Genomic DNA, 20,053 nt, shown 5'->3' on the forward strand with positions numbered 1-20,053 from the left:
CGGGCGGCCTGAGCCTGGCGCAGATCGCCAAGGGCGCGGACTTGCCGCGCACGACGGTGCACCGCATCGTCGCCGCGCTGGAAGCCCAGCAACTGGTCAGTTCCGGCGCCGGCGGGGTGAAGCTGGGGCCGGCCATCGCGCGCCTGGCCGCGTCGGCGCATACGGACGTGGTGGCGGTCCTGCGGCCGCATGCGGAAGCGTTGGGCCGGCGCACGCGCGAAACGGTCGACGTGTGCGTGTACCGCGGCCTGCATGCGGTGTCGGTGGACCAGTATTGTTCCGACCATGAACTGCGCGTCGTCTCGGCCGTGGGAACGGCCTACCCGATCCACTGCACCGCGCATGGCAAGGCGCTGCTGGCGGGTCTGTCAGACGAGGCGTTGGGCCGGCTGTTCGGCGAACGCCTGGAAGCGCGCACGGGTCAGACCATCGCGGCGCTTGCGCAACTGTTGCCGCACCTGGCGCAGGTGCGCGCGCAAGGCTACGCCGTCGATATGGAAGAGCATGCGCCGGGCGTGTGCGGCATCGGCGTGGCCCTGAACACGGGCACGAGCGAGCGCTACGCGCTGTCGCTGGGCGTGCCGGCCCTGCGTTTCCACGCTCAGCGGGAGCTGCTGCTGTCGGCGCTATTGCAGTGCAAGGCGGAAGTCGAAGCCGTGCTCGGTGTCAAGCCGTAAACGCGCCGATCGGGCGGTTGCGCGCCAGGCTCCAGCCCGTCGTGTGCTGGGCTGCTGGCTGGCCGTCCGCCTGCTGCACGCTGTAGCTCCAGAGGATTTCCGTAAAGTTCAGCTTGAACTGTTCGGTCGGCATGTCGTTGGGATGGGATTGCAGCTGGATTTCGCTGATCAGGGCGTCGCGCAGGGCGATGGTGATGATGTTGACCGTCTTGTCGCCCGAGTTGCGGGCGATGTAGAGTTTGGTCGGCTGGGCCGCGCCGCTGCCCAGCGGCTGGGCGCTCAGGCACAGTTCGTACAGTTTCACCGAGATCGCATCGACATATTTGACACAGGTAAATTCCGTGATCACGGGCCGCCCCGACGTGCGCGCCGCATTGCTGACGTCGGTCGTCACCTGCTGCTTCATGCCCTGATGTAATGACACGAGTTCGATGCAGCGGCCCATGTCCTGCAGCGCGCCGCTATCGCGCCAGGCGCTGTCGATCAGGCTGCCGCCGCTGCTGTCGATACAGCCGTCCGGCATCTTGCCGAACACGAGTTCCCCGTTGCCGGGTTCGAGCAAAATCAAATCCATGACGCATTCCTCCGCTTGAGTGTCAGCCGCCGCCGTGCGCGAGGCAGCCCTTGAGCCGATGTGGCCTGGTCCAGCCTGCTTCGCCGGCCTGGTCGACAAAACAGATGGTCAGCTGCGCAAAGCCTTGCGAGGTGAAGTACACGCTGGCCGTGGCATCCTGGCGCTCGCGCGTGATGAACCACTGCGCGTCGCCATGCGCGAGGCCCCAGCTGGCCGCGCGGTGCACGAGCAGGTCGGCATTGCCGCGCTGCACGATGGCTACCCGCACGTCGGCTTCGCCCATATTGTTGGTCTGATAGATGCGCGCCACTTTCCTGACCCCAGTTCTCATCGTGCCTGCGACTATACACCGGTTAAGTTGCCTAAAGATAAGTAAAAATGGCGGCGTGAACACTTTTTTTGCGCCGCTGCATCCAAATGCGCGCATGGCGGGTAGTACCGGGGTGCGCTCGCTGCCACAGCGGCTTGGGCGGCACGTCCCTTCACTCACTTACCGGAGCCACGCTCATGTCCACGCTGCCATCCTTGCCATTTTCCAGGCTGCTGCTCGCTTCCGCCGTCGCCATCGCCTTGTCCGCCTGCGGGGGCGGCGGCCACCACGATGAGGCCGTCGTCACGCCAGCGCCGCCTCCCGTCGTCACGGGCGATGTGTTTGTGCTCACGGCCAGCAATCAACTGCTGTCGTTCGACCGCGCCGCGCCGGCCACCATCCGCAGCACGGTCGCCGTGACGGGCTTGCAGGCGGGGGAAAACCTGCTGGGCATCGATTTCCGGCCCGCCGATGGCCAGCTCTACGGCGTCGGCAGCACGGGCCGGCTCTACACCTTGAATGGCGGTACGGGCGTGGCCACCGTGAAAGCCAGCCTGGCGGCCGATGCGGCCGACACCACGGCACCCTATACGGCGCTGGCCGGGACGGCCTTTGGCGTCGATTTCAATCCCGTCGCCGACCGCCTGCGCATCGTCAGCAACACGGGGCAAAGCCTGCGCATCAATGCCGATACGGGCGCCACCACCACGGATGGCAACATCAACGGCGGCGCAGGCAATACGGCCATCACGGCCGCCGCCTATACCAACAGTTTCGCGGGCACGGCCGGCACCACTTTGTTTGTGATCGATGGGGCCAATGCCACCCTGTACACGCAAAATCCGCCCAACAACGGCACCCTGGCCGGCGCCGTGCCGCTCGGCGTGGCGGCCACCAGCGTGGCCGGCTTCGACATCGATGCGCGCACGAATACGGGCTACGCCGTCATGACGGTGGCCGGCGCGCGCAATCTCTACACCGTGAACCTGGCGGCGGCCACGGCACCGGCGACGCTGGTGGCGGCCATCGGCGTGACGGAAGAGCTGCGCGGCATCGCCTTGACGCCGCCGGCGGCGCCCGTCGCCTACGGCTTGACGGACGATGGCCGCATCGTCACCTTCAAGACGGCCACGCCGAACACGCTCGACGCCAACTTGGCCGTCACGGGCCTGGCGGCGGGCGAGCGCCTGCTGGGCTTTGACATCCGTCCCAAGGATGGCTTGTTGTACGGTATTTCCTCCGCGGCCCGCATCGTCACCATCGATCCGGCCACGGGCGCCGTCGCCGTCAAGGCGACGCTGGCGGCCGACGCGCTCGATACCAGCGCGCCGTACACGGCCATCGCCGGCACGGCCTTTGGAGTCGATTTCAACCCCGTGGCCGACCGCCTGCGCGTGATCGGCAACACGGGGCAAAGCCTGCGCATCAATGCCGACACGGGCGCCACCACCACCGATGGCGCTATCAACCGGGCGGGCGCGGCGCCGGCCGTGACGGCGGCCGCCTATACCAACAGCTTCGCGGGCGCGGCGGCGACCATGCTGTTCGATATCGACACGGCCAGCGCCAGTCTCGCCCTGCAGAATCCGCCGAATGACGGCACCCTGGCCACTGTGGGGGCGGGCGCGCTCGGCGTTGCCGTGGCGGGCGACGTGGGCTTCGATATCGCGGGCGGTGCCAACGGGCTGGTTCTGGCGGCCCTGCGCACGGCGGCCGGCGGCCCCAGCGCACTGTACCGCATCGACCTGGCGACGGGCGCGGCGGTGCTGAGCGGCGGCGCGGCCACGCCGGCCGCCTCCGCCATCGGCAATGGGACGGTGGGCTTGACCGATATCGCCATCGCGCTGAAATAAGGCAGTCCCGCCGCGGCCTTTGCATTCATTCAATAATTCCAGTATTATGGAATTATTGTTGACGTTCACAGGCTGCGGCGCATGGTGCCCGCGACGCCGCACCGCACGGGACCCTCGCCGCATGCTGACCGCTTTCCTCATCTTTCTCGCCACACTCATCCTCGTCATCTGGCAGCCGCGCGGCCTGGGCATCGGCTGGAGCGCCGTCATCGGCGCTGGCGTCGCCTTGCTGGCCGGCGTGATCCACTGGGGCGACATCCCCGTCGTCTGGCATATCGTGTGGAACGCCACCGGCACCTTTGTTGCCGTCATCATCATCAGCCTGCTGCTCGACGCGGCCGGCTTTTTCGAGTGGGCCGCCTTGCACGTGGCGCGCTGGGGCGGCGGCAGCGGAAGAAAACTGTTCGTGCTGCTGGTCTTGCTGGGAGCGCTGGTGTCCGCCGTGTTCGCCAATGACGGCGCCGCGCTGATCCTCACGCCCATCGTCATCGCCATGCTGCGGGCCCTGAAGTTTTCCGCCAAAGCCACCCTGGCCTATGTGATGGCGGCCGGCTTTATTGCGGACACGGCCAGCCTGCCGCTGGTGGTGTCGAATCTGGTGAATATCGTCTCGGCCGACTATTTCAAGATCGGCTTTGCCGAGTACGCGTCCGTGATGGTGCCCGTCAACGTCGTCGCCGTGCTTGCCACCCTGGCGGCCTTGCTGCTCTTTTTCCGCCAGGATATTCCGCGCGACTATGACGTGGCGCAACTCAAGCGCCCGGGCGCCGCCATCCGCGACATGGGGACCTTCCGCGCCGGCTGGCTGGTGCTGGCGCTGCTGCTGGTAGGGTTTTTCTCGCAAGAAGCCCTGGGCGTGCCCATCAGCCTGATCGCCGCCGTGGGCGCCGCGCTGCTGCTGGGCGTGGCGGGCAAGGGCCACGTGATTTCCACGCGCCACGTGCTGCGCCATGCGCCGTGGCAGATCGTCGTCTTTTCGCTGGGCATGTATCTGGTCGTGTACGGCTTGCGCAATGCGGGCTTGACGGCTTACCTGACGGGCATGCTGAATCACTTTGCGCAGTACGGCGTGTGGGGCGCGGCCATGGGCACGGGCGTGTTGACGGCCTTGCTGTCGTCGGTGATGAACAACCTGCCGACGGTGCTGGTGGGCGCGCTGGCCATCGACCCGACGACGGCGCAGGGCGCCGTGCGCGAGGCGATGATCTACGCCAATGTGATCGGCAGCGACCTGGGGCCGAAGATCACGCCCATCGGCAGCCTGGCCACCTTGCTGTGGCTGCACGTGCTCGACAGTAAGAATATCCACATCTCGTGGGGATACTATTTCCGCGTCGGCATCGTGCTGACCGTGCCCGTGCTGCTGGTGACCTTGGCGGCGCTGGCGCTGCGCCTGTCCTGAGTTCCGTGTATGGTGGTGGCTGACAGCAACTTTAACTGGAAAGCCATGAAACTACTGCTCGTCGGCGCCACCGGCCTCGTGGGCCGTGAAGTGCTGCGCCTGGCGCTGAGTGACGCGCGCGTCAGCCAGGTCGTCGCGCCCGTGCGCCAGCCCTTGCCCGCGCATCCCAAGCTCGATGCGCCGCTCGTCGATTTCGACCGCTTGCCGCCCGGCGCGCCGTGGTGGCAGGCGGACGCCGTCATCTGCACCCTGGGCACGACCATGAAGCTGGCCGGCACGCGGCAGGCGTTCCGGCGCGTGGACCACGATTACCCGCTGGCCGTGGCGCGCCTGGCGCTGGCGGCTGGCACATGCACGTATGCGCTCAATTCCGCCGCCGGCGCCAACGCCGCCTCGCGCATCTTCTATAACCGCGTCAAGGGCGAGCTGGAACGCGACTTGGAGCAGCTGGGTTTTAGATCGCTCACCTGCGTGCGGCCCGGGTTGATCGGCGGCGAGCGCGAGCAGGCGCGCGCGGGCGAGGGCGCCGCCTTGCGCGTGCTGCGCGTGCTGGGGCCCATGCTGCCGCGCCGCTGGCGCATCAATCCCGCGCCGCGCATCGCCGCCGCCCTGCTGGAAGCAGCGCTGGCCGCCGCGCCGGGCGTGCACGTCGTCAGTTCGGAGCAACTGGCATGAATGCGCATCGCCTATAATCGGCATTCATGTTCTTTTGAGTACGGAAAATGCAAACAATACGTCCTTACCGGGCCGGCGACCGGGACGCCTGCCTGGCCCTGTTCGACGGTAATACGCCGCGCTTTTTCGACCCGTCCGAGCGCGCGGACTTTGCCGCCTGGCTCGATACCTCGACGCATCCGTATCTGGTGATTCTGCGCGACGGCCGCATCGTCGCCTGCGGCGGCCATGCCATCGAGGCGGGTGGCAGCGTCGCCAGCCTGTGCTGGGGCATGGTGGCGCAGGATCTGCACGGCCAGGGACTGGGTCGCGCGCTGACGCAGGCGCGCCTGGACGCGATACGCGCCATGCCTGGCGTGGCCAAGGTGAGCATGAACACCAGCCAGCATACGCAGCAGTTTTATGCGCGCTTCGGCTTTGAGCCCGTGAAGGTGACGCCGGATGGCTTCGGGCCCGGCATCGACCAGTGGGACATGCTCCTGTCCCTGAAAAGCAGGGGGCCTGAACATCGCCATATCGCCCCCGTGCCGCTGGAAAAGGCGTATCGCCTGCTCAATCATGGCCCGTCCATCCTCGTCTCGGCCCGCCATGCTGGCGTGGACAACGTGATGGCCGCCGCCTGGGCCTGCGCCCTCGATTTCGCGCCGCCGAAACTCACCGTGGTGCTGGACAAGGCCACGCGCACGCGCGCGCTGGTCGAGGGCAGCGGCAGCTTCGTCATCCAGGTGCCGACGGCGGCGCAGCTGCGGCTGACGCATGCGGTGGGCACGCACAGTCTCGATGCGCAGCCCGACAAGCTGGCGCGCGCCGGCGTGCAGCTGTTTCATATGGATGGTTGCGATTTGCCGTTCGTGGCCGGATGCTCCGCCTGGCTGGCCTGCCGCCTGCTGCCCGAGCCGCACAACCAGGCTGCGTATGACCTGTTCATCGGCGAAGTGGTAGGGGCCTGGGCCGACACGCGCGTGTTCCGCGACGGTCACTGGCATTTCGAGGAGGCCGATGCATCGTGGCGCAGCCTGCATTACATCGCCGGCGGGCGTTTTTATGCGATCGGCGAGGCGCTCGACGCGCAGATGTAATCAGTCGAGCGCGATGACCCGGTCGTCCGGGCCGGGCACGCAGCCGTCGGCGACCGGTTCCCAGCCCCGGTGCACCACCACCTGTTTGCCGTCGTGGCAGATTTCCACGCGCTCGCTGGCGGGCAGGCGCTGGCGCGCGAACGCTTCCAGGCTGGCCGGCAGGCTGACTGCCAGCCGCATGGTGCCGATGGCTTCGGGCGGATGGTCGTCCATGTGCACCAGGGGCACGAAGATCGATCCCAGCATCAGCCAGCGGGCGCCCACGTCCACAGGAGCGGGGGTGTAAGGCGCGGCGCGCAGCCAGTCCTGGGCGCGCGCGCGCAAGTCGCCGCCCGCGGCCAGTTCGCCCCAGGCGGCGGCCAGCATTTCCACCACCCACTGATTGCAGTTCTGGTATTTCAAATTGAAGGCGTAGGCGTTGGCGCTGTAGCGGCCCGCCAGCAGATCCTGCACGCGCACGGGGTCGAGCAGGGCACGGCGCAGGGGCGGCACGGTTTCGGCCGGCAGTTTCACGAGCGAGATGTAGCCGAGCGCAGGATTGGCCGTGCCCATGGCGAAACCGGCCGTGCCCTGGTCGAAGATGCGCGGGCGGCCTTCGTCGCAGGCGTAGTACAGCTGGCGCGCGGACCAGCCGCTGTCATTGTCGTGGCGCCAGGCCAGCGCCGCGTGCGAATAGCGGATGCCGAAGCGGGCCAGGTCCAGGCCGGAGCGGCTGATCAGGGCTACGCTGCCTTCGCTGGCGGCCAGTTCCTCGCGCACGACGGCGGCAAAGCGCAGCAGGCGATCCTGTTCCGTTGCCGTGAGTTCCTGTGCGCGGTCGCAAAAGCGCGACGAGGCGAGCGAGGTGCCTGCCTGCGCGGCGCCAGCGCTGACGATGACGCCCAGCAGCAGTGCCGGGCGGTGCAGGCGAAAACGGATCAAAGGCTGACGGGACGCGTGGCCATTTCGCCGTACCAGTCGTCGGCCAGCACGAGGAAGAAGGCGGCGCGCGTGTCGTTGCGCGAGAATTCGATGCCGTAGGCGCGGTTTTGCGCATGCACCACGTCGCCCTGCGCCAGCTGCTGCTTGTCGAGCGCCGCCTGCGGCAAGTCCAGCACCAGCGGCGTGGCCGTGGCGTCGGCCTGCATGGTCAAACGCGTCATGCCGTCGCGGCCCGGCACGGCGGCCACGTCGATGATGCGGTAGGGGCCATTGGCCACCTTGTTGTCGCGCGAGGAGCTGTTGCTCGAACCGTTGAGCGAATCGGAAATGCTGCCGCTCGACTGGGAGCCGGCGCTGGAGGCCGAGGAAACGAAGCTGTCGGCGTTGGCGTTGCACGCCATGGTCAGAGCTGCGGCCAGGCCGAGCATGCGTAAGGAGGTAGTCAAGGCAGTTTTCCAGTGGACATCAATGAAAGCGGACCGGGTCCATCCCGGCCTGCGCCATCATAGCAGATCGGCCATCAGCTGAGGAGCACCTCGATCAGGCCCTTCGCTTCGGCCGACGGCTGCGTGCGCAGCGCCTGCAGCACGGGATCGTGCTCCAGGTAGGCTTGCAGCGGCGCGTTGACGGTGATGCCGGCCTGCGGCAGCGGCGAAGGCACGGGCGCCAGCGCCTTGGCCAGCAGCAGGGTGTCGCGCAAGCCTTCGGGCGGCAGCATGATGGTCGAGCCGGGCAAGGCGTTGACGGCGTCGGCCACCTGCTGCGGCACGCCCAGCTGGCGCATCAGTCCCCGGCCGATCACTTCCAGCGTGGACGCCATCTGCGTTTCCAGCTGGGCGTACAGGCCCGGGGTCTTGTCGGCCTGGGCCAGCAAATAGAAGCCTGCCACTTCATGCACGATGCCGGCGAACAGCGCCGTGTCGGCATCCGTGTGCGTGACGGCGCCCGCCAGCGCATGCGCCAGCACCGCCACGTGCACGGTGTGCGCCCACAGCTGGGTGGCATGGGCGCGCAAGGCTTCGTCGCGGATGCCCGCGTTCAGCTGGCGGATGACGGCCGCCGTCGCCAGCGCATACAGGTTGCGGTGGCCCAGCCGTTCGACGGCGGCGCGCACGCTGGTGATGGCGGGCGCCTGGCCGGGCGCGAACAGGGCCGAATTGGCCAGCGCCACGGCGCGCGCCGACAAGGTCGGTTCGCACAGCAGCAGTCGGCTGATGTCGGCCGAATGGCAATCCGGATTGGCCAGTTCCTTTTGCAAGAGCAGGGCCGTATTGATGCTGGTGGGAAAGGCCAGGGTTTCCGTTTCGGCGCTGGCCAAAAGTTGCGCCAGGCTGCTGAGCGTGTTGACGTGCATGGATGGGGCAGGGAAGTAGCGATGTCTCCATATTATCAGGCAATGCGGCTGGCATGGCGTTCGCATGCCTTTCTGCCATCGGCCGCGCATCGATCCATTCATCAGCCCAGCTTATAGGCGCTAGTGGCTTTGCGCCGCTAATCAGCGCGGGCCAGCGCTGTTAAGCTGGACTTGCCAGGACAGGCGCAGCCGGCTGCCCGGCTGCCCGTGGGGTTAATCATACCGGTAAGAAAGGAAACCAGACATGCATCGATACGCCGCGGCACTCTTGCCGCTTTGCCTGCCCGCCGGGGCCGTTTCTGCCTCCGCGTCTGCCGAGGCAACTGCCACACACGCCGCCGTCACCGTCACGCGCGCCGCCGTCATGCCCGCCATCACGGGCGACGCCGCCTATTTCACGGGCACGGTCGAGGTCGACGCCATGTTCCAGCGGCCGTCTCCGGCCCGCGTGGGCGGCGGCATCGTCACCTTCGCGCCCGGCGCCCGCACGGCGTGGCATACGCATCCGCTGGGCCAGACCCTGATCGTCACGCAAGGCCAGGGCTGGGTACAGCACTGGCAGGGCCCGCTGCAGGCGCTGGCCGCGGGCGACGTGGCGTGGATACCGCCCGGCGTCAAGCACTGGCATGGTGCGACGGCCACGTCCGCCATGCAGCATGTCGCCATTGCCGAGGCGCAAGACGGATCGGCGGTCAGCTGGCTGGAGCAGGTGACGGACGACAGTTATCCGCGCTAAGACGCTGGCTGGCGTTGCCGCGCGGCGCGTTTACGCTACGGCAGCAGCAACGCATGCTGGCTGGCCGTATGGAAATCGCGCCAGACGCGGTTGATGGCGCTGTCTTCGCGCGCCGCGTACAGGCCGCAATACGGATACAGACCGTCGACGGCCGCGCGGCACACGGCCACCAAAGCCAGCGAACCGGCCTGCACGGCCTGCATGGCGTGCTCGTCGAGTGTCGCGCCGGCGGCCACCTGCGCCCAGCTGTCGTCCAGCACGGCGTAGAAGCGGGCGCGGGCGGCGATCAATGCGTCTTTCTTTCCTTGCAACATGGATATTACTTCCGGCACCTCCAGCAGCGGCAGGCCGGCGCGCGCATGGCGGCGGTGGCGCATGCATTCTTCGGCCAGCCGCATGAAATGCGCGGCCATGCCGGCCACGTTGGCGGCCAGGGTGACATACGCCAGTGAATAGAACGGGTAGCGGTACAGGGGGCCGTCGGCCGTCGCGGCTTCCGGACTGATGGTAAAACCGTGTTCCTTGCCGACCCATGCGCCGTCGATGCGGTAGCTGTGCGAGGCGCTGGCGCGCATGCCGATGCTGTTCCACGAGGGCACCAGCTGCACCAGGGCGGCGGGCACGAGGAAGGCGCGGATGCGCGGCTTGCCTTGTTCGTCGAGCAGGGGCCGGCCAGCGCGCTGCAGCCGGGCGTTCAGGGTGAAGTGGGTCGCCATCGGCGCGCCGCTGGCGTAGTCCCAGCTGCCCGTGATGCGGTAGCCGTCGCCTTCTTCCTCCGCGTAGCCGGTGGCCGCGCCGCTGCCGCCCAGGCAGACGCGCGGCGTGCCGATGATGGCGCGCGCCATGCTTGGTGCGAGGAAGCCCGCGAACCAGCCGGCGCCCGCGCACAGGGTCAGCACCCAGCCCATGCTGCCGTCGACGGCGGCCACGGCTTCTTCCAGGCGCACCACCTGCGGCAGGGGCAGCTCGGCGCCGCCCGCGCTGCGCGGCGCCAGCATCGTCAGCCAGCCGCGCCGGTGCAGCAAGGCTTGCTGGGCCGGGTGCAGGAAGCGGGCGGCGTCGGCTGCCTGGGCGTGGCGCGCAATGCGCCGGGCGTCGCGCCCGGAAAGGGTGGCAAGGGTGGCGAGAGCAGCGTGCGGCATGAGTAAAGTCCGGCAATGGCGAAGGCGGGCATTTTCGCACAGCGCGGGTCATTGCGGGCGCCTGGCGCGTTCGGCTAGGTACTGCGCCGCCGGTACTCGTCCGGCGTCTCGCCTGTCACCTTGCGGAACATGGTGATAAAGGCAGAGGAACTGGCATATGCCAGGTCGAAGGCGATGCTTTCCACCGTCTGGCCTGCTTCCAGCATGGCCATGGCCTTGATCACGCGCAACCGCGCGCGCCATTGGGCGAAACTCATGCCGAGGTCGCGCTGGCAGCGGCGCATCAGCGTGCGCTCCGTGGTGTTGACGGCCTGCGCCAGCGCGGCCAGCGGGCGGTCGTCGCCGGGGTTGCTGTCGAGCATGGCCAGCACCTTGCCCAGCATGGGGTCATCCGAGCTGGGCAGGTAACTGCCCACGGGCGTGGCGCGCGCCAGCTGGTCCAGCAAGACATGCAAGAGGCGCTTTTCATGAATCGTCTGCGGCAAGCCGGGCGGGTGGGCGCGCAAGTGCTCGTGCATGGCGCGCACGAAGGGCGTGACGGCCAGCGCGCACGGCGCGGCTGGCAGCTCCCCGCACAGTGCTTCGCTCACGTACAGCGAGCTGTGGCAGGCGGGATGGCGGTTCTGCCCCGTATGCGCCACGCGGGGCGGCAGCCAGATGCCGTACTGGGGCGGCACCAGATAGTGTTTTCCGGCCACCAGCACTTCCACCACGCCGCTGAGCGCATACACGAACTCGCCCCAGGAGTGGCTGTGGCTGGGATACATGGCCGCCGCGGGCATGGCGGCGCTGCGAAAGCAGATGGCGGCTGGCAGGGCGCCGCTGTAGGGCGCCAGCAGCAGATGTCTTGCGGTGGGCACGGGCATTGTGGTTGGCTGCATTGAAAGAGGGGCTGTCGGATTCTCACTATATCAAGAAAAGCCGCACCGTTGATAATGAGGACTCCGATATGCAACAAGGAATCCTGACGCCGCTGTCCGGCGTGCTGCTGGCCGGCATCGTGCTGGTCAGTGCCTGCGGCACCCTGACCGTGTTGTTCGCGGCGCGCTAGAAGCAGGGTAGAGTGGTGCCATAAGTTCTTTTTTCTGTTCACTTGAGAAAGTATTTCACCATGACACGACTTCCCGACCCGCAATTCGCCGACCGAGTCCGCGCCAGTTTCGATTTGCAGAACGCCATGACCCTGATCCGGGCCAGCCTGCCCGTGGTGGCGCATGGCAGCACGGAAATCCACGTGCCGCACTGGAGCGGTATCGAGCAGCAGCATGGCTTCGTGCATGGCGGGGTGGTGGGCATGATCGCGGACTCGGCCGCCGGCTACGCGGCCATGACCATGGTGCCGGAAGGCGCGTCCGTGCTGACGGTGGAATACAAGATGAATTTGCTGGCGCCCGCCGATGGCGAGAGACTGATTGCGCGCGGCAAGGTGATGCGGCCCGGCCGCACCCTGATCGTTACGCAAGCCGAAGTGTTTGCCGTCAAGGATGGCCAGGAAACCCTGTGTGCGCTGATGCAGCAAACCATCATGGTGATGCACGGCAAGTCCGAGAAAACTTAACTTAACGAAATGAAAACTATGCCCGCCCCAGACCAGAGTGAACACTTGCCGCATAGTAAGCCGTTGACGGTGCCAGCCTTGCAAGCCATGCGCGACGCGGGGAAAAAAATTGCCGCACTGACTAGTTATGACGCCAGTTTTGCCACCCTGATGAATGCTTGCGGCGTGGAGCTGCTGCTGGTCGGCGATTCGCTGGGGAATGTGGTGCAAGGGCAGGGCACGACCTTGCCCGTCAGCGTGGCCGACATCGCCTATCACACGGCGAGCGTGGCGCGCGGCAACCGTACGGCCGTGCTGGCGGCCGACATGCCGTTCGGCAGCTATGCCACGCCGCAGGCGGCGTATGCCAACGCCGTCCAGTTGATGCAGGCGGGTGCACACATGGTCAAGCTGGAGGGCGGCGGCTGGCTGTGCGATACCGTGCGCTTTCTCACCGAGCGGGGCATCCCCGTGTTCGCCCACCTGGGCTTGACGCCGCAGTCCGTGCATCAGCTGGGCGGTTTCAAGGTGCAGGGCAAGACGGCGGAAAGCGCGGCAGTCTTGAAAGCCGACGCGCTGGCCCTGCAGGCGGCTGGCGCCGCGCTATTGCTGCTTGAAGCCATACCGGCCGCGCTGGGCCGGGAAGTGTCGGCGCTGCTGGCCATTCCCACCATCGGCATCGGCGCTGGTCCCGATTGTTCAGGCCAGATACTCGTCATGCACGATATGCTCAACGTGTTTCCAGGCAAGAAGGCGCGCTTCGTGCGCGACTTCATGACGGGGCAGGCCAGCATTGGCGGCGCCTTCACGGCCTATGTCAGCGCCGTCAAGGAGCGGTCTTTCCCTGCTCAGCAACACTGCTTTTAAGCCGCCTTGGCTAATCCTTCCGCTTCCCAAGCAGCCTTGACGCTGTCGCGCTGGGCCACTCTTGCGAGGAAGGCTTGCAGATGCGCCAGCGCGGACAAATCCACGCCCACGTTCGGCGCCCAGCCCGTGACGACGAACAGATAGGCGTCGGCCACGGTGAAGGTGTCGCCCGTCAGATAGGGCCGGCCTTCCAGGCGGCTGTCCACCCACTTGAATTTTTTGCCAAGTTGCTCAATGAATAAGGTCTTGGTGGCGGCGTCGAAGCGGGGATCGAACAGGGGACTGAACGATTTGTGCAGTTCGGACGTGATGTAGTTCTGCCATTCCAGCACCTTGTAGCGGGCAAAGCTGCCCACGGGCGGCAGCAGGTCCTGCCTGCCGGCCTGTTCGGCGATGTACTGGGCGATGACGGGGCCTTCGCTCAAGGTCGTGCCATCGTCGAGCGCCAGCAGCGGGACCTGGCCTTTCGGGTTGAGGTCGTAGTAATTGCCGCCTTCCTGCGTGCGGTGCCGGCCCAGGTCGACCTTCACGAGGGTGAAGGCCGCCCCCGTTTCGCGCAGGATGATGTGCGGTGCCTGCGAGCAGGCGCCCGGCGAATAAAAGAGTTTCATGGCGATCCTTGAACAGGTGGGAAAGCAGCCACTATAGTCCTGCGCCGCCGCACGGTAAATGCGTGTTCGTTCACTTTGCCGTCCGCGTCCGCTCACGGCTTGCGCTGGCTCAAACGGTCGGAGATGGATAGCGCAAGGTGTCGAGCAGCAGGGTAAACGTGGGCGACGGGTGGCGCCGGCTCGGGTAATACAGCTTGTAGCCCGCATACGTGGGGCACCAGTCGTCCAGCACGCGGACCAGGCGGCCATCGGCCAGGCAGGGCAGGACGATATCTTCGGCCATGCAGGCCAGGCCCAGGCCATCGAGCGCCGAATGCAGCCGCATGGCCATGTTGTTGACAATCATCTGTCCTTCCACGCGTACTTTCAGCTCCTGCCCATCCTTGGCAAATTCCCAGGCAAACAGGCCGCCCAGGGTGGGCAGGCGCATGTTGATGCAGTTGTGCGCCATCAAGTCCTGCGGCGTGACGGGCGGCGCATGGCGGCTGAAATACGCGGGCGAGGCAACGATGGCCATGCGGAAATCCGGGCCGATCGGCATGGCGATCATGTCCCTGGCCACTTGCTCGCCCAGGCGCACGCCCGCGTCGCAGCGCGTGGCGACGATGTCGGTCATGCCATTGTCGACGACGACTTCGATATTGATGTCGGGATATTCGGGCAGCAAGCGGGCGATGGCCGGTTGCAGGATGGTCAGCGCCGCATGTTCTCCCGCGCTGATGCGGATGTTGCCGGCAGGCTTGTCGCGCCGTTCGCTGAGCAGGGCCAGCTCCGCCTCGATTTCGTCGAAGCGGGGCGCCACCGTGCGCAGCAGCTGTTCACCCGCATCCGTGGGCGAGACGCTGCGTGTGGTGCGCACCAGCAGGCGCAGACCGAGCCGTTCTTCCAGCGCGCGCACGGTCTGGCTCAGCGCCGACTGCGACACGCCCAGCTTGGCCGCCGCCCGGGTGAAACTGCCTGCGCGGGCCACGGCCACGAAGGCGAGGATATCGTTGAAGTTGGTTTGTGCCATGTATGACTTTCCATTTATTAGTGAGACTAATAAGTTCATGCGGACTTTAGCATCTATTCATCGTAATGGGGAAGGCATACAGTGGCGGCATGAAAAATCTCCCCGCTATCCCCGCCGCGCCGCACAAGGCGGCCATCCTCGCCATCATCCTCGTCAGCTATGTGATGATCGTGCTCGACACGTCCATCGTGTTGACGGGCTTGCCGAAAATCCATCAGGAACTGGGCTTTACGGACACGGGCCTGGCCTGGGTGCAAAGCGCCTACACCCTGACGTTTGGCGGCTTGCTGCTGCTGGCCGCGCGCGCCGGCGACGTTTTCGGCCGGCGCAGGATGCTGCAGCTGGGCCTGGCGCTGTTCACCGTGGCGTCGCTGGCCATCGGCCTGGCGCGGTCGCCGGCCATGCTGATCGCCGCGCGCGCCATCCAGGGCGTGGGCGCGGCCATCCTGGCGCCGTCGACCCTGGCCTTGCTGCAAACCACGTTCGCGGAAGGGCGCGAACGCACGCGGGCCATCGCCCTGTACAGCGCCGTGGCCGGCATCGCCGCCAGTGTGGGCCTGGTGCTGGGCGGCGCGCTGGCCGAATGGCTGTCGTGGCGAGTCGGTTTCTTCCTCAACCTGCCCATCGGCGCGGCCATGCTGGCGGCTGCGCGCCGTTACATCGCGGAAAGCGCGCGCAGCCGGGGCTCGTTCGACGTGGCCGGCGCCGCCAGCTCGACCATCGGCATGACGGCGCTCGTGTATGGCCTGATCCGCTCGGCCGGCGCCGGCTGGGGCGACTTCCTGACGCAAGGTACGCTGGCGGCGGGCATGTTGCTGCTGGCCGCTTTCATATTCATCGAGCGGCGCGCCGCGCAACCGATCCTGCCGCTGCGTCTTTTTGCCGATAGGCAACGCAATGCGGCGTACGGGGCCAGGGTGCTGTTCCTGGGCGCCATGATCGGTTTCTTCTTTTTCACCACGCAATTCCTGCAAGTGGTGCTCGGCTATCCGCCATCGCTGACGGGCCTGGCCTTCCTGCCCATGACTCTGGTCAACTTCGGCGTGGCCCTGTGCGTGCCGCGCTTGACGCGGCGCTTCGGCAATGCGCGCCTGCTGGCCATGGGCCTGGGCTTGACCCTGCTGGGCATGGCATGGCTGAGCCGCGTCGACCTTGGCACGGCCTATTGGTTGGGCGTGGCCTTGCCGATGGTGCTGATCGGCGCGGGGCAGGGCATGGCCCTCAGTCCGCTGACGGCGGCCGGCGTGGCCGGCGTGCCGGCGCGGGATGCGGGCGCGGCATCCGGCATCGTCAACGTGGCGCACCAGCTGGGCAGTTCGCTGGGGCTGGCTGTCCTTGTGGCGATCTCGGCTGTTGGCGCGCACCAGCTGGCAGGCGTGCCGCTGCTGGCGCACCGCGTGACGCTTGCCCTGGGCAGCGCGAGTGCCATGCTGGCGCTGGCCTTGCTGCTGGTGCTGTCATGCCGCGGGCGCGGCTGACCACTCGCGCAGCAATTGGCCAAACGCTTCGGCCGCCGCCGTGGCACCGGTGGCGCGCCAGACGAGCTGGAAGTGGGCGGCGGGCAGGGCGGGCAAGCCATGCTGGCCATCGATGACGACCATGCCCGCCTCCAGGTCGCCTTGCGGCAGGGCCGTGACGGCCAAGCCCGCCAGCACGGCGGCGCGCAAGCCCTGCTGGCTGGGCGAGGTGAACGCCACGCGCCAGTCGAGGCCGGCGCTCTCGAGGGCATCGACGCCCACTTGCCGGTGCATGCACGGCGACGGTGAAAACGCCAGCGGCAGGGGCAGCGCGCCGTCGTGGCGGAAATCCTGCGCCGCGGCCCAGACGAAGCGCGTGCGGCGCAGCACGGCCGCCTCGTCGCCGCAATCGGCCGGGGCCATGATGACGGCCAGGTCCAGCGCATCGGCCGCGACCAGTTTCTGCAAGTCAAGATAGGTGCCCACCGTCACGTCCAGGCGCACGGCGGGAAACAGGTGCACGAACTGCGCCAGCAGGGCCGGCAGGCGCGCGCCCATGAAATTTTCCGGCACGCCGAAGCGCACGGCGCCGGCGATCGAGGAACGCTGGAAGCGGCGCGACAGGGCATCCTGGGCCGCCAGGATCTGCCGCGCGTGGCGCAAAAAATCCTCGCCGTCTTCCGTTAGGCGCAGGCGGCGCGTCGTGCGTACCAGCAATGCGGTGCCCGCTTGCTCTTCCAGCCGGCGGATCTGGTGGCTGACGGCGGACTGGCTCAGGTGCAGCCGTTCGGCGGCGCGCGTAAAGCCGCCCGTGTCCGCTACGGCAACCAGGGCGCGCAGCAGGGCGGTATCGAAGTCCATGGGGTTCCCGTGATTCATGATTAAAATGAATGAATTGTACAAAATTTTATCATTTCCATCATGAGTCGAGGCTTTCTAGAATGGCGGCTCGCGGTGCGCCGTCCCCACGCGCGCCTCCATGACTACCGACATCAAGGCTTCGATGCACCTGACTACTTCGCAACACAATACCCTGACCCTGGCAGCCGTCTGCCTGGCCTCGCTCATGTTCGGCCTGGAAATTTCCAGCGTGCCCGTCATCCTGCCCACCCTGGAAACGCTGCTGCATGGCGACTTCAAGGATTTGCAGTGGATCATGAACGCCTACACGCTGGCCTGCACCACGGTGCTGATGGCCACGGGCACCCTGGCCGACCGCTACGGCCGCAAGCGCTTGCTGCTCGCCAGTCTGGCGCTGTTCGGCGTCAGTTCACTGGTCTGCGGCTGGGCCGGCAGCACGGGTGTGCTGATCGCCGCGCGCGCGCTGCAGGGCGCGGCTGGCGGCGCCATGCTGATCTGCCAGGTGGCCGTGCTGTCGCGGCAGTTCCCGGCCGGCGCCGCGCGCGGCAGGGCGTTTGGTGCCTGGGGCATCGTCTTTGGCATCGGCCTGGGTTTTGGCCCCATCATCGGCGCGGCCATCGTCGCGCTGTCAAACTGGCAATGGGTATTTCTCGTGCACGGGCCGCTGGCCGTCGTCGCGCTGCTGCTGGCGGGCCTGGGCGTGACGGAATCGCGTGACCCGCAGCGGCGCAATCTGGACGTGGCGGGCATCGCGACCCTGTCGCTGGGCGTGTTCAGCCTGGCCTGGTGCATCACGCAGGGGCCGGCGCTGGGTGTCACGGACCCGCGCACCGTGGGCAGCCTGGCCGTGGCGCTCGTCAGCCTGGTGCTGTTTGCCGCCATCGAACGGCGCCAGCCCGAACCGATGGTCGATTTTGCCGTCTTCCGCATCCGCCGCTTCTCGGGCGCCTTGCTCGGTTCGGCGGGCATGAACTGCAGTTTCTGGCCGTTCATGATCTATCTGCCCCTGTACGTGCAGCATGGCCTCGGCTACAGCAGCCTGGGCACGGGCCTGACCCTGCTGGCCTACACGGTGCCCACCTTGCTCATGCCGCCGCTGGCCGAGCGGCTGGCGCTGCGCTACCGCGCCGACCTGGTCATTCCTGTCGGCATGCTGGCCATCGGCGCAGGTTTTCTGCTGATGCTGTGGGGCAGTCATGCGGACGCCGCCAGCTGGCTGACGATCCTGCCCGGCTGCCTGCTGGCCGGCACGGGGCTGGGCCTGACGAATACGCCCGTCACCAATACGACGACGGGCGCCGTGCCGGGCGAGCGGGCAGGCATGGCGTCCAGCATCGACATCAGCGCGCGCATGGTCAGCCTGTCCATCAATATCGCGCTGATGGGCTTTATTCTCGTCGAAGGCATCCAGTCCGCCTTGCGGCTGCATCTGCCCGGCGGACCGGACGCAGCCACCGTGCGCGCCATGGCGGAGGATTTGTCGGCAGGCAAGGGCGCCGGCGCGCTGCCGGCCGGCGTGGCCCAGCTTGCGCTGGCACAAGGCTTTGGCGCCGTGATGCTGTACGGCGGCGTCGCCGCCTGCCTGTTTGCCGCGGCCAGCTGGCTGGTGTTCGGCGCCGGGAGGGTGGGTGCGCCAGGGGCGGGAAGGCTATAATCGGGGCACGTTGGCAAGTGTTGCTCAACGTCATTACGAGGCCGCCCATGCATAAACTGATTTCCGAACTCACCCGCCTGTACCTGTTCGAGGAACAGCAGCATTACGTCGATGCGCAGGGCGGCATGCAGCCTTTGATGCCGGCCGTGCTGGCGCGCCACCTGGCGGGCGAACAGACGGTGGCCGTGCGCCTGGTGAGCGGGCACGGCCTGGCGCGCGCGCTGGTGCTGGAGTTTGGCGGCAAGGGCGGCGGCGAGGCGCACTGGAGCGCGCTGTGCACGATCGCCAATGCGCTGCAGCACGAGCTGGACTTGCCGGCGCCCGCCGTCAGCATCTCGGGCACCGCGTTTCAGTTATGGCTGTCACTGGCCACGCCCGTGCCCGCCGCCCAGGCGCGCCAGTTCGTGCAGCTGCTGCGGTCCACCTTCTTACCCGCCTCGACCGATATCCTCGCTGTAGCGCCGCCCGCCTACGTGGAACAGGCGGCGCTGCCGCCATGCCTGCAGCCGTCTGGCAAGTGGGCCGCCTTCATCCACCCCAGCATGGGCGCCGCCTTCGTCGACGAGCCTGGCCTGGACATGCCGCCGCCGCCCGCCGCCCAGCTGGGTTTCCTGGAAAGCTTGCGCAGCATCAATCCGGCCCAGTTCGCGCAGGCGCTGGCGAAGCTGCAGGGGCATGCGGGGCTGGCGGAGCCTGCTGCGCCCGCAACCGTTCCCGTGGCCGCATCGCCTGTTGCATTTTCCGCCACCGCGCCAGGCTTGCTGCTGCAGGACGCCACCCTGGAAGACATCGTGCGCTGGCTGCATGCGCGCAACATCGAGCCGACGTTCCGGCACAGGTTGCCGTAGCGGGGCGCACTGCTGGCGTTCCTGCGTTGGCGACAGGCGTCATTGCAGGCTGCTTCCTTCACTCGCCGAACGCACGGCCATGAATATTGTAGATTTCGAGAGATATTGAACGCAACGCATTGGCGGCTTGAGGAGTTGAAACATCATTCGGCGGAGATCGTCTGGCTTGATGCCGATGGTGCGCGCCGTGCATATGACTTGGTCGGCCTTTATGACTCGAAGACGCATCCCGGCTTGAACGGCAGCACCGTGGGTTCGCTCGAACGCTTCGACTTCGGAGCGGATGCGGCCAGTGCGACTCGATGGTTACGCGCGCGCGTGCCGGGTGCGCAGCAGCTTGTCGTGGTGTTTGGAGAAGACGCGCGCTTCTCATGCAGCAGCGTGTTCTGTATAGAAAATTGGTCGGATATTTTTGTCCCTTCGCGCGACGATGCGATGGTGTATTCGCACGACACGCCCCTTATAATATTTTATTGCCATGAC

Annotated in this window: 22 protein-coding genes and 1 pseudogene; 13 read left to right on the forward strand and 10 right to left on the reverse strand. The window is 67.0% G+C overall.

The window, feature by feature from the left end; translation table 11 throughout:
* Nucleotides 1-677, forward strand: a 677-nt coding sequence (locus AC0V2Y_RS20800; protein ID WP_475418361.1) for an IclR family transcriptional regulator, incomplete at its 5' end; no start/stop codon positions are given.
* Here AC0V2Y_RS20800 and AC0V2Y_RS20805 read toward each other — a convergent pair.
* Both AC0V2Y_RS20805 and AC0V2Y_RS20810 read right to left on the reverse strand, forming a co-directional pair.
* Nucleotides 667-1,251: an Hcp family type VI secretion system effector gene (locus tag AC0V2Y_RS20805; RefSeq protein ID WP_475417595.1), complete on the reverse strand. Its 585-nt coding sequence runs from the start codon at nt 1,249-1,251 to the stop codon at nt 667-669. The two genes, AC0V2Y_RS20800 and AC0V2Y_RS20805, sit on opposite strands and share 11 nt — an antisense overlap.
* A 22-nt stretch (nt 1,252-1,273) precedes the next feature.
* The gene (locus AC0V2Y_RS20810; protein ID WP_475417596.1) at nt 1,274-1,582 is read right to left on the reverse strand and encodes a 7(1) septoil knot domain-containing protein; all 309 of its coding nucleotides are present in this window, start codon (nt 1,580-1,582) and stop codon (nt 1,274-1,276) included.
* 176 nt (nt 1,583-1,758) lie between these two features.
* On the opposite strand from AC0V2Y_RS20810, the gene AC0V2Y_RS20815 reads away from it, so the two are divergent.
* From AC0V2Y_RS20815 to AC0V2Y_RS20835, 5 genes and pseudogenes are all read left to right on the forward strand, one after another.
* Nucleotides 1,759-3,414: a DUF4394 domain-containing protein gene (locus AC0V2Y_RS20815; RefSeq protein ID WP_475417597.1), complete on the forward strand. Its 1,656-nt coding sequence runs from the start codon at nt 1,759-1,761 to the stop codon at nt 3,412-3,414.
* Nucleotides 3,415-3,535: 121 nt separating this feature from the next.
* Nucleotides 3,536-4,816 (forward strand): arsenic transporter, encoded by a 1,281-nt coding sequence (locus tag AC0V2Y_RS20820; protein WP_475417598.1) that lies wholly within the window; start codon nt 3,536-3,538, stop codon nt 4,814-4,816.
* A 45-nt stretch (nt 4,817-4,861) separates the two neighbouring features.
* Nucleotides 4,862-5,491: a Rossmann-fold NAD(P)-binding domain-containing protein gene (locus tag AC0V2Y_RS20825; RefSeq protein ID WP_475417599.1), complete on the forward strand. Its 630-nt coding sequence runs from the start codon at nt 4,862-4,864 to the stop codon at nt 5,489-5,491.
* A 47-nt stretch (nt 5,492-5,538) separates the two neighbouring features.
* Nucleotides 5,539-5,961, forward strand: a pseudogene (locus AC0V2Y_RS20830) (GNAT family N-acetyltransferase); the annotation flags it as partial.
* Between the two features lie 3 nt (nt 5,962-5,964).
* On the forward strand, nt 5,965-6,570 hold the full coding sequence (locus AC0V2Y_RS20835) for a flavin reductase family protein (RefSeq protein ID WP_475417614.1): 606 nt from the start codon (nt 5,965-5,967) through the stop codon (nt 6,568-6,570).
* On the opposite strand, the gene AC0V2Y_RS20840 is transcribed toward AC0V2Y_RS20835, so the two are convergent.
* The 3 genes from AC0V2Y_RS20840 to AC0V2Y_RS20850 form a co-directional block, all read right to left on the reverse strand.
* On the reverse strand, nt 6,571-7,491 hold the full coding sequence (locus tag AC0V2Y_RS20840; protein ID WP_475417600.1) for a DUF2145 domain-containing protein: 921 nt from the start codon (nt 7,489-7,491) through the stop codon (nt 6,571-6,573).
* Complete coding sequence (locus AC0V2Y_RS20845) at nt 7,488-7,919, reverse strand: hypothetical protein (RefSeq protein ID WP_034788152.1); 432 nt, start codon at nt 7,917-7,919, stop codon at nt 7,488-7,490. The genes AC0V2Y_RS20840 and AC0V2Y_RS20845 overlap by 4 nt, the downstream gene beginning before the upstream one ends.
* A gap of 92 nt (nt 7,920-8,011) precedes the next feature.
* On the reverse strand, nt 8,012-8,845 hold the full coding sequence (locus AC0V2Y_RS20850) for an HDOD domain-containing protein (protein ID WP_475417601.1): 834 nt from the start codon (nt 8,843-8,845) through the stop codon (nt 8,012-8,014).
* Nucleotides 8,846-9,089: 244 nt separating this feature from the next.
* On the opposite strand from AC0V2Y_RS20850, the gene AC0V2Y_RS20855 reads away from it, so the two are divergent.
* Nucleotides 9,090-9,581, forward strand: coding sequence for a (R)-mandelonitrile lyase (locus AC0V2Y_RS20855; RefSeq protein ID WP_475417602.1), 492 nt, complete (start codon nt 9,090-9,092; stop codon nt 9,579-9,581).
* A gap of 35 nt (nt 9,582-9,616) precedes the next feature.
* Here AC0V2Y_RS20855 and AC0V2Y_RS20860 read toward each other — a convergent pair whose 3' ends face one another.
* Nucleotides 9,617-10,723, reverse strand: coding sequence for an acyl-CoA dehydrogenase family protein (locus AC0V2Y_RS20860; protein ID WP_475417603.1), 1,107 nt, complete (start codon nt 10,721-10,723; stop codon nt 9,617-9,619).
* A 74-nt stretch (nt 10,724-10,797) separates the two neighbouring features.
* Nucleotides 10,798-11,589: an AraC family transcriptional regulator gene (locus AC0V2Y_RS20865; protein WP_475417604.1), complete on the reverse strand. Its 792-nt coding sequence runs from the start codon at nt 11,587-11,589 to the stop codon at nt 10,798-10,800.
* Between the two features lie 245 nt (nt 11,590-11,834).
* Here AC0V2Y_RS20865 and AC0V2Y_RS20870 point away from each other — a divergent pair, with 245 nt between their 5' ends.
* The gene (locus tag AC0V2Y_RS20870) at nt 11,835-12,281 is read left to right on the forward strand and encodes a PaaI family thioesterase (protein ID WP_475417605.1); all 447 of its coding nucleotides are present in this window, start codon (nt 11,835-11,837) and stop codon (nt 12,279-12,281) included.
* Nucleotides 12,282-12,290: 9 nt separating this feature from the next.
* Nucleotides 12,291-13,127: a 3-methyl-2-oxobutanoate hydroxymethyltransferase gene (gene panB, locus AC0V2Y_RS20875; protein WP_475417606.1), complete on the forward strand. Its 837-nt coding sequence runs from the start codon at nt 12,291-12,293 to the stop codon at nt 13,125-13,127.
* Here panB and gstA read toward each other — a convergent pair.
* Together gstA and AC0V2Y_RS20885 are read right to left on the reverse strand one after the other, a co-directional pair.
* Nucleotides 13,124-13,738, reverse strand: coding sequence for a glutathione transferase GstA (gstA, locus tag AC0V2Y_RS20880; RefSeq protein ID WP_475417607.1), 615 nt, complete (start codon nt 13,736-13,738; stop codon nt 13,124-13,126). The genes panB and gstA overlap by 4 nt on opposite strands.
* A 109-nt stretch (nt 13,739-13,847) precedes the next feature.
* Nucleotides 13,848-14,750 (reverse strand): LysR family transcriptional regulator, encoded by a 903-nt coding sequence (locus tag AC0V2Y_RS20885; RefSeq protein WP_475417608.1) that lies wholly within the window; start codon nt 14,748-14,750, stop codon nt 13,848-13,850.
* A gap of 89 nt (nt 14,751-14,839) precedes the next feature.
* Between AC0V2Y_RS20885 and AC0V2Y_RS20890 the strand changes: the two genes are divergently transcribed.
* Nucleotides 14,840-16,228: an MFS transporter gene (locus AC0V2Y_RS20890; protein ID WP_475417609.1), complete on the forward strand. Its 1,389-nt coding sequence runs from the start codon at nt 14,840-14,842 to the stop codon at nt 16,226-16,228.
* Here AC0V2Y_RS20890 and AC0V2Y_RS20895 read toward each other — a convergent pair.
* A complete protein-coding gene (locus AC0V2Y_RS20895) occupies nt 16,208-17,068 on the reverse strand; it encodes a LysR substrate-binding domain-containing protein (protein ID WP_475417610.1) in 861 nt (286 codons plus the stop codon). The genes AC0V2Y_RS20890 and AC0V2Y_RS20895 overlap by 21 nt on opposite strands.
* Nucleotides 17,069-17,186: 118 nt before the next feature.
* On the opposite strand from AC0V2Y_RS20895, the gene AC0V2Y_RS20900 reads away from it, so the two are divergent.
* The 3 genes from AC0V2Y_RS20900 to AC0V2Y_RS20910 form a co-directional block, all read left to right on the forward strand.
* Nucleotides 17,187-18,722 carry an MFS transporter gene (locus AC0V2Y_RS20900; RefSeq protein ID WP_475417611.1) on the forward strand — a complete coding sequence of 512 codons (1,536 nt, stop codon included), beginning with the start codon at nt 17,187-17,189 and terminating at the stop codon, nt 18,720-18,722.
* 47 nt (nt 18,723-18,769) lie between these two features.
* Complete coding sequence (locus tag AC0V2Y_RS20905; protein ID WP_475417612.1) at nt 18,770-19,570, forward strand: TOTE conflict system archaeo-eukaryotic primase domain-containing protein; 801 nt, start codon at nt 18,770-18,772, stop codon at nt 19,568-19,570.
* 105 nt (nt 19,571-19,675) lie between these two features.
* Nucleotides 19,676-20,053, forward strand: a 378-nt coding sequence (locus AC0V2Y_RS20910) for a hypothetical protein (RefSeq protein WP_475418362.1), incomplete at its 3' end; no start/stop codon positions are given.

This window comes from Janthinobacterium sp. BHSEK, from assembly GCF_056174685.1.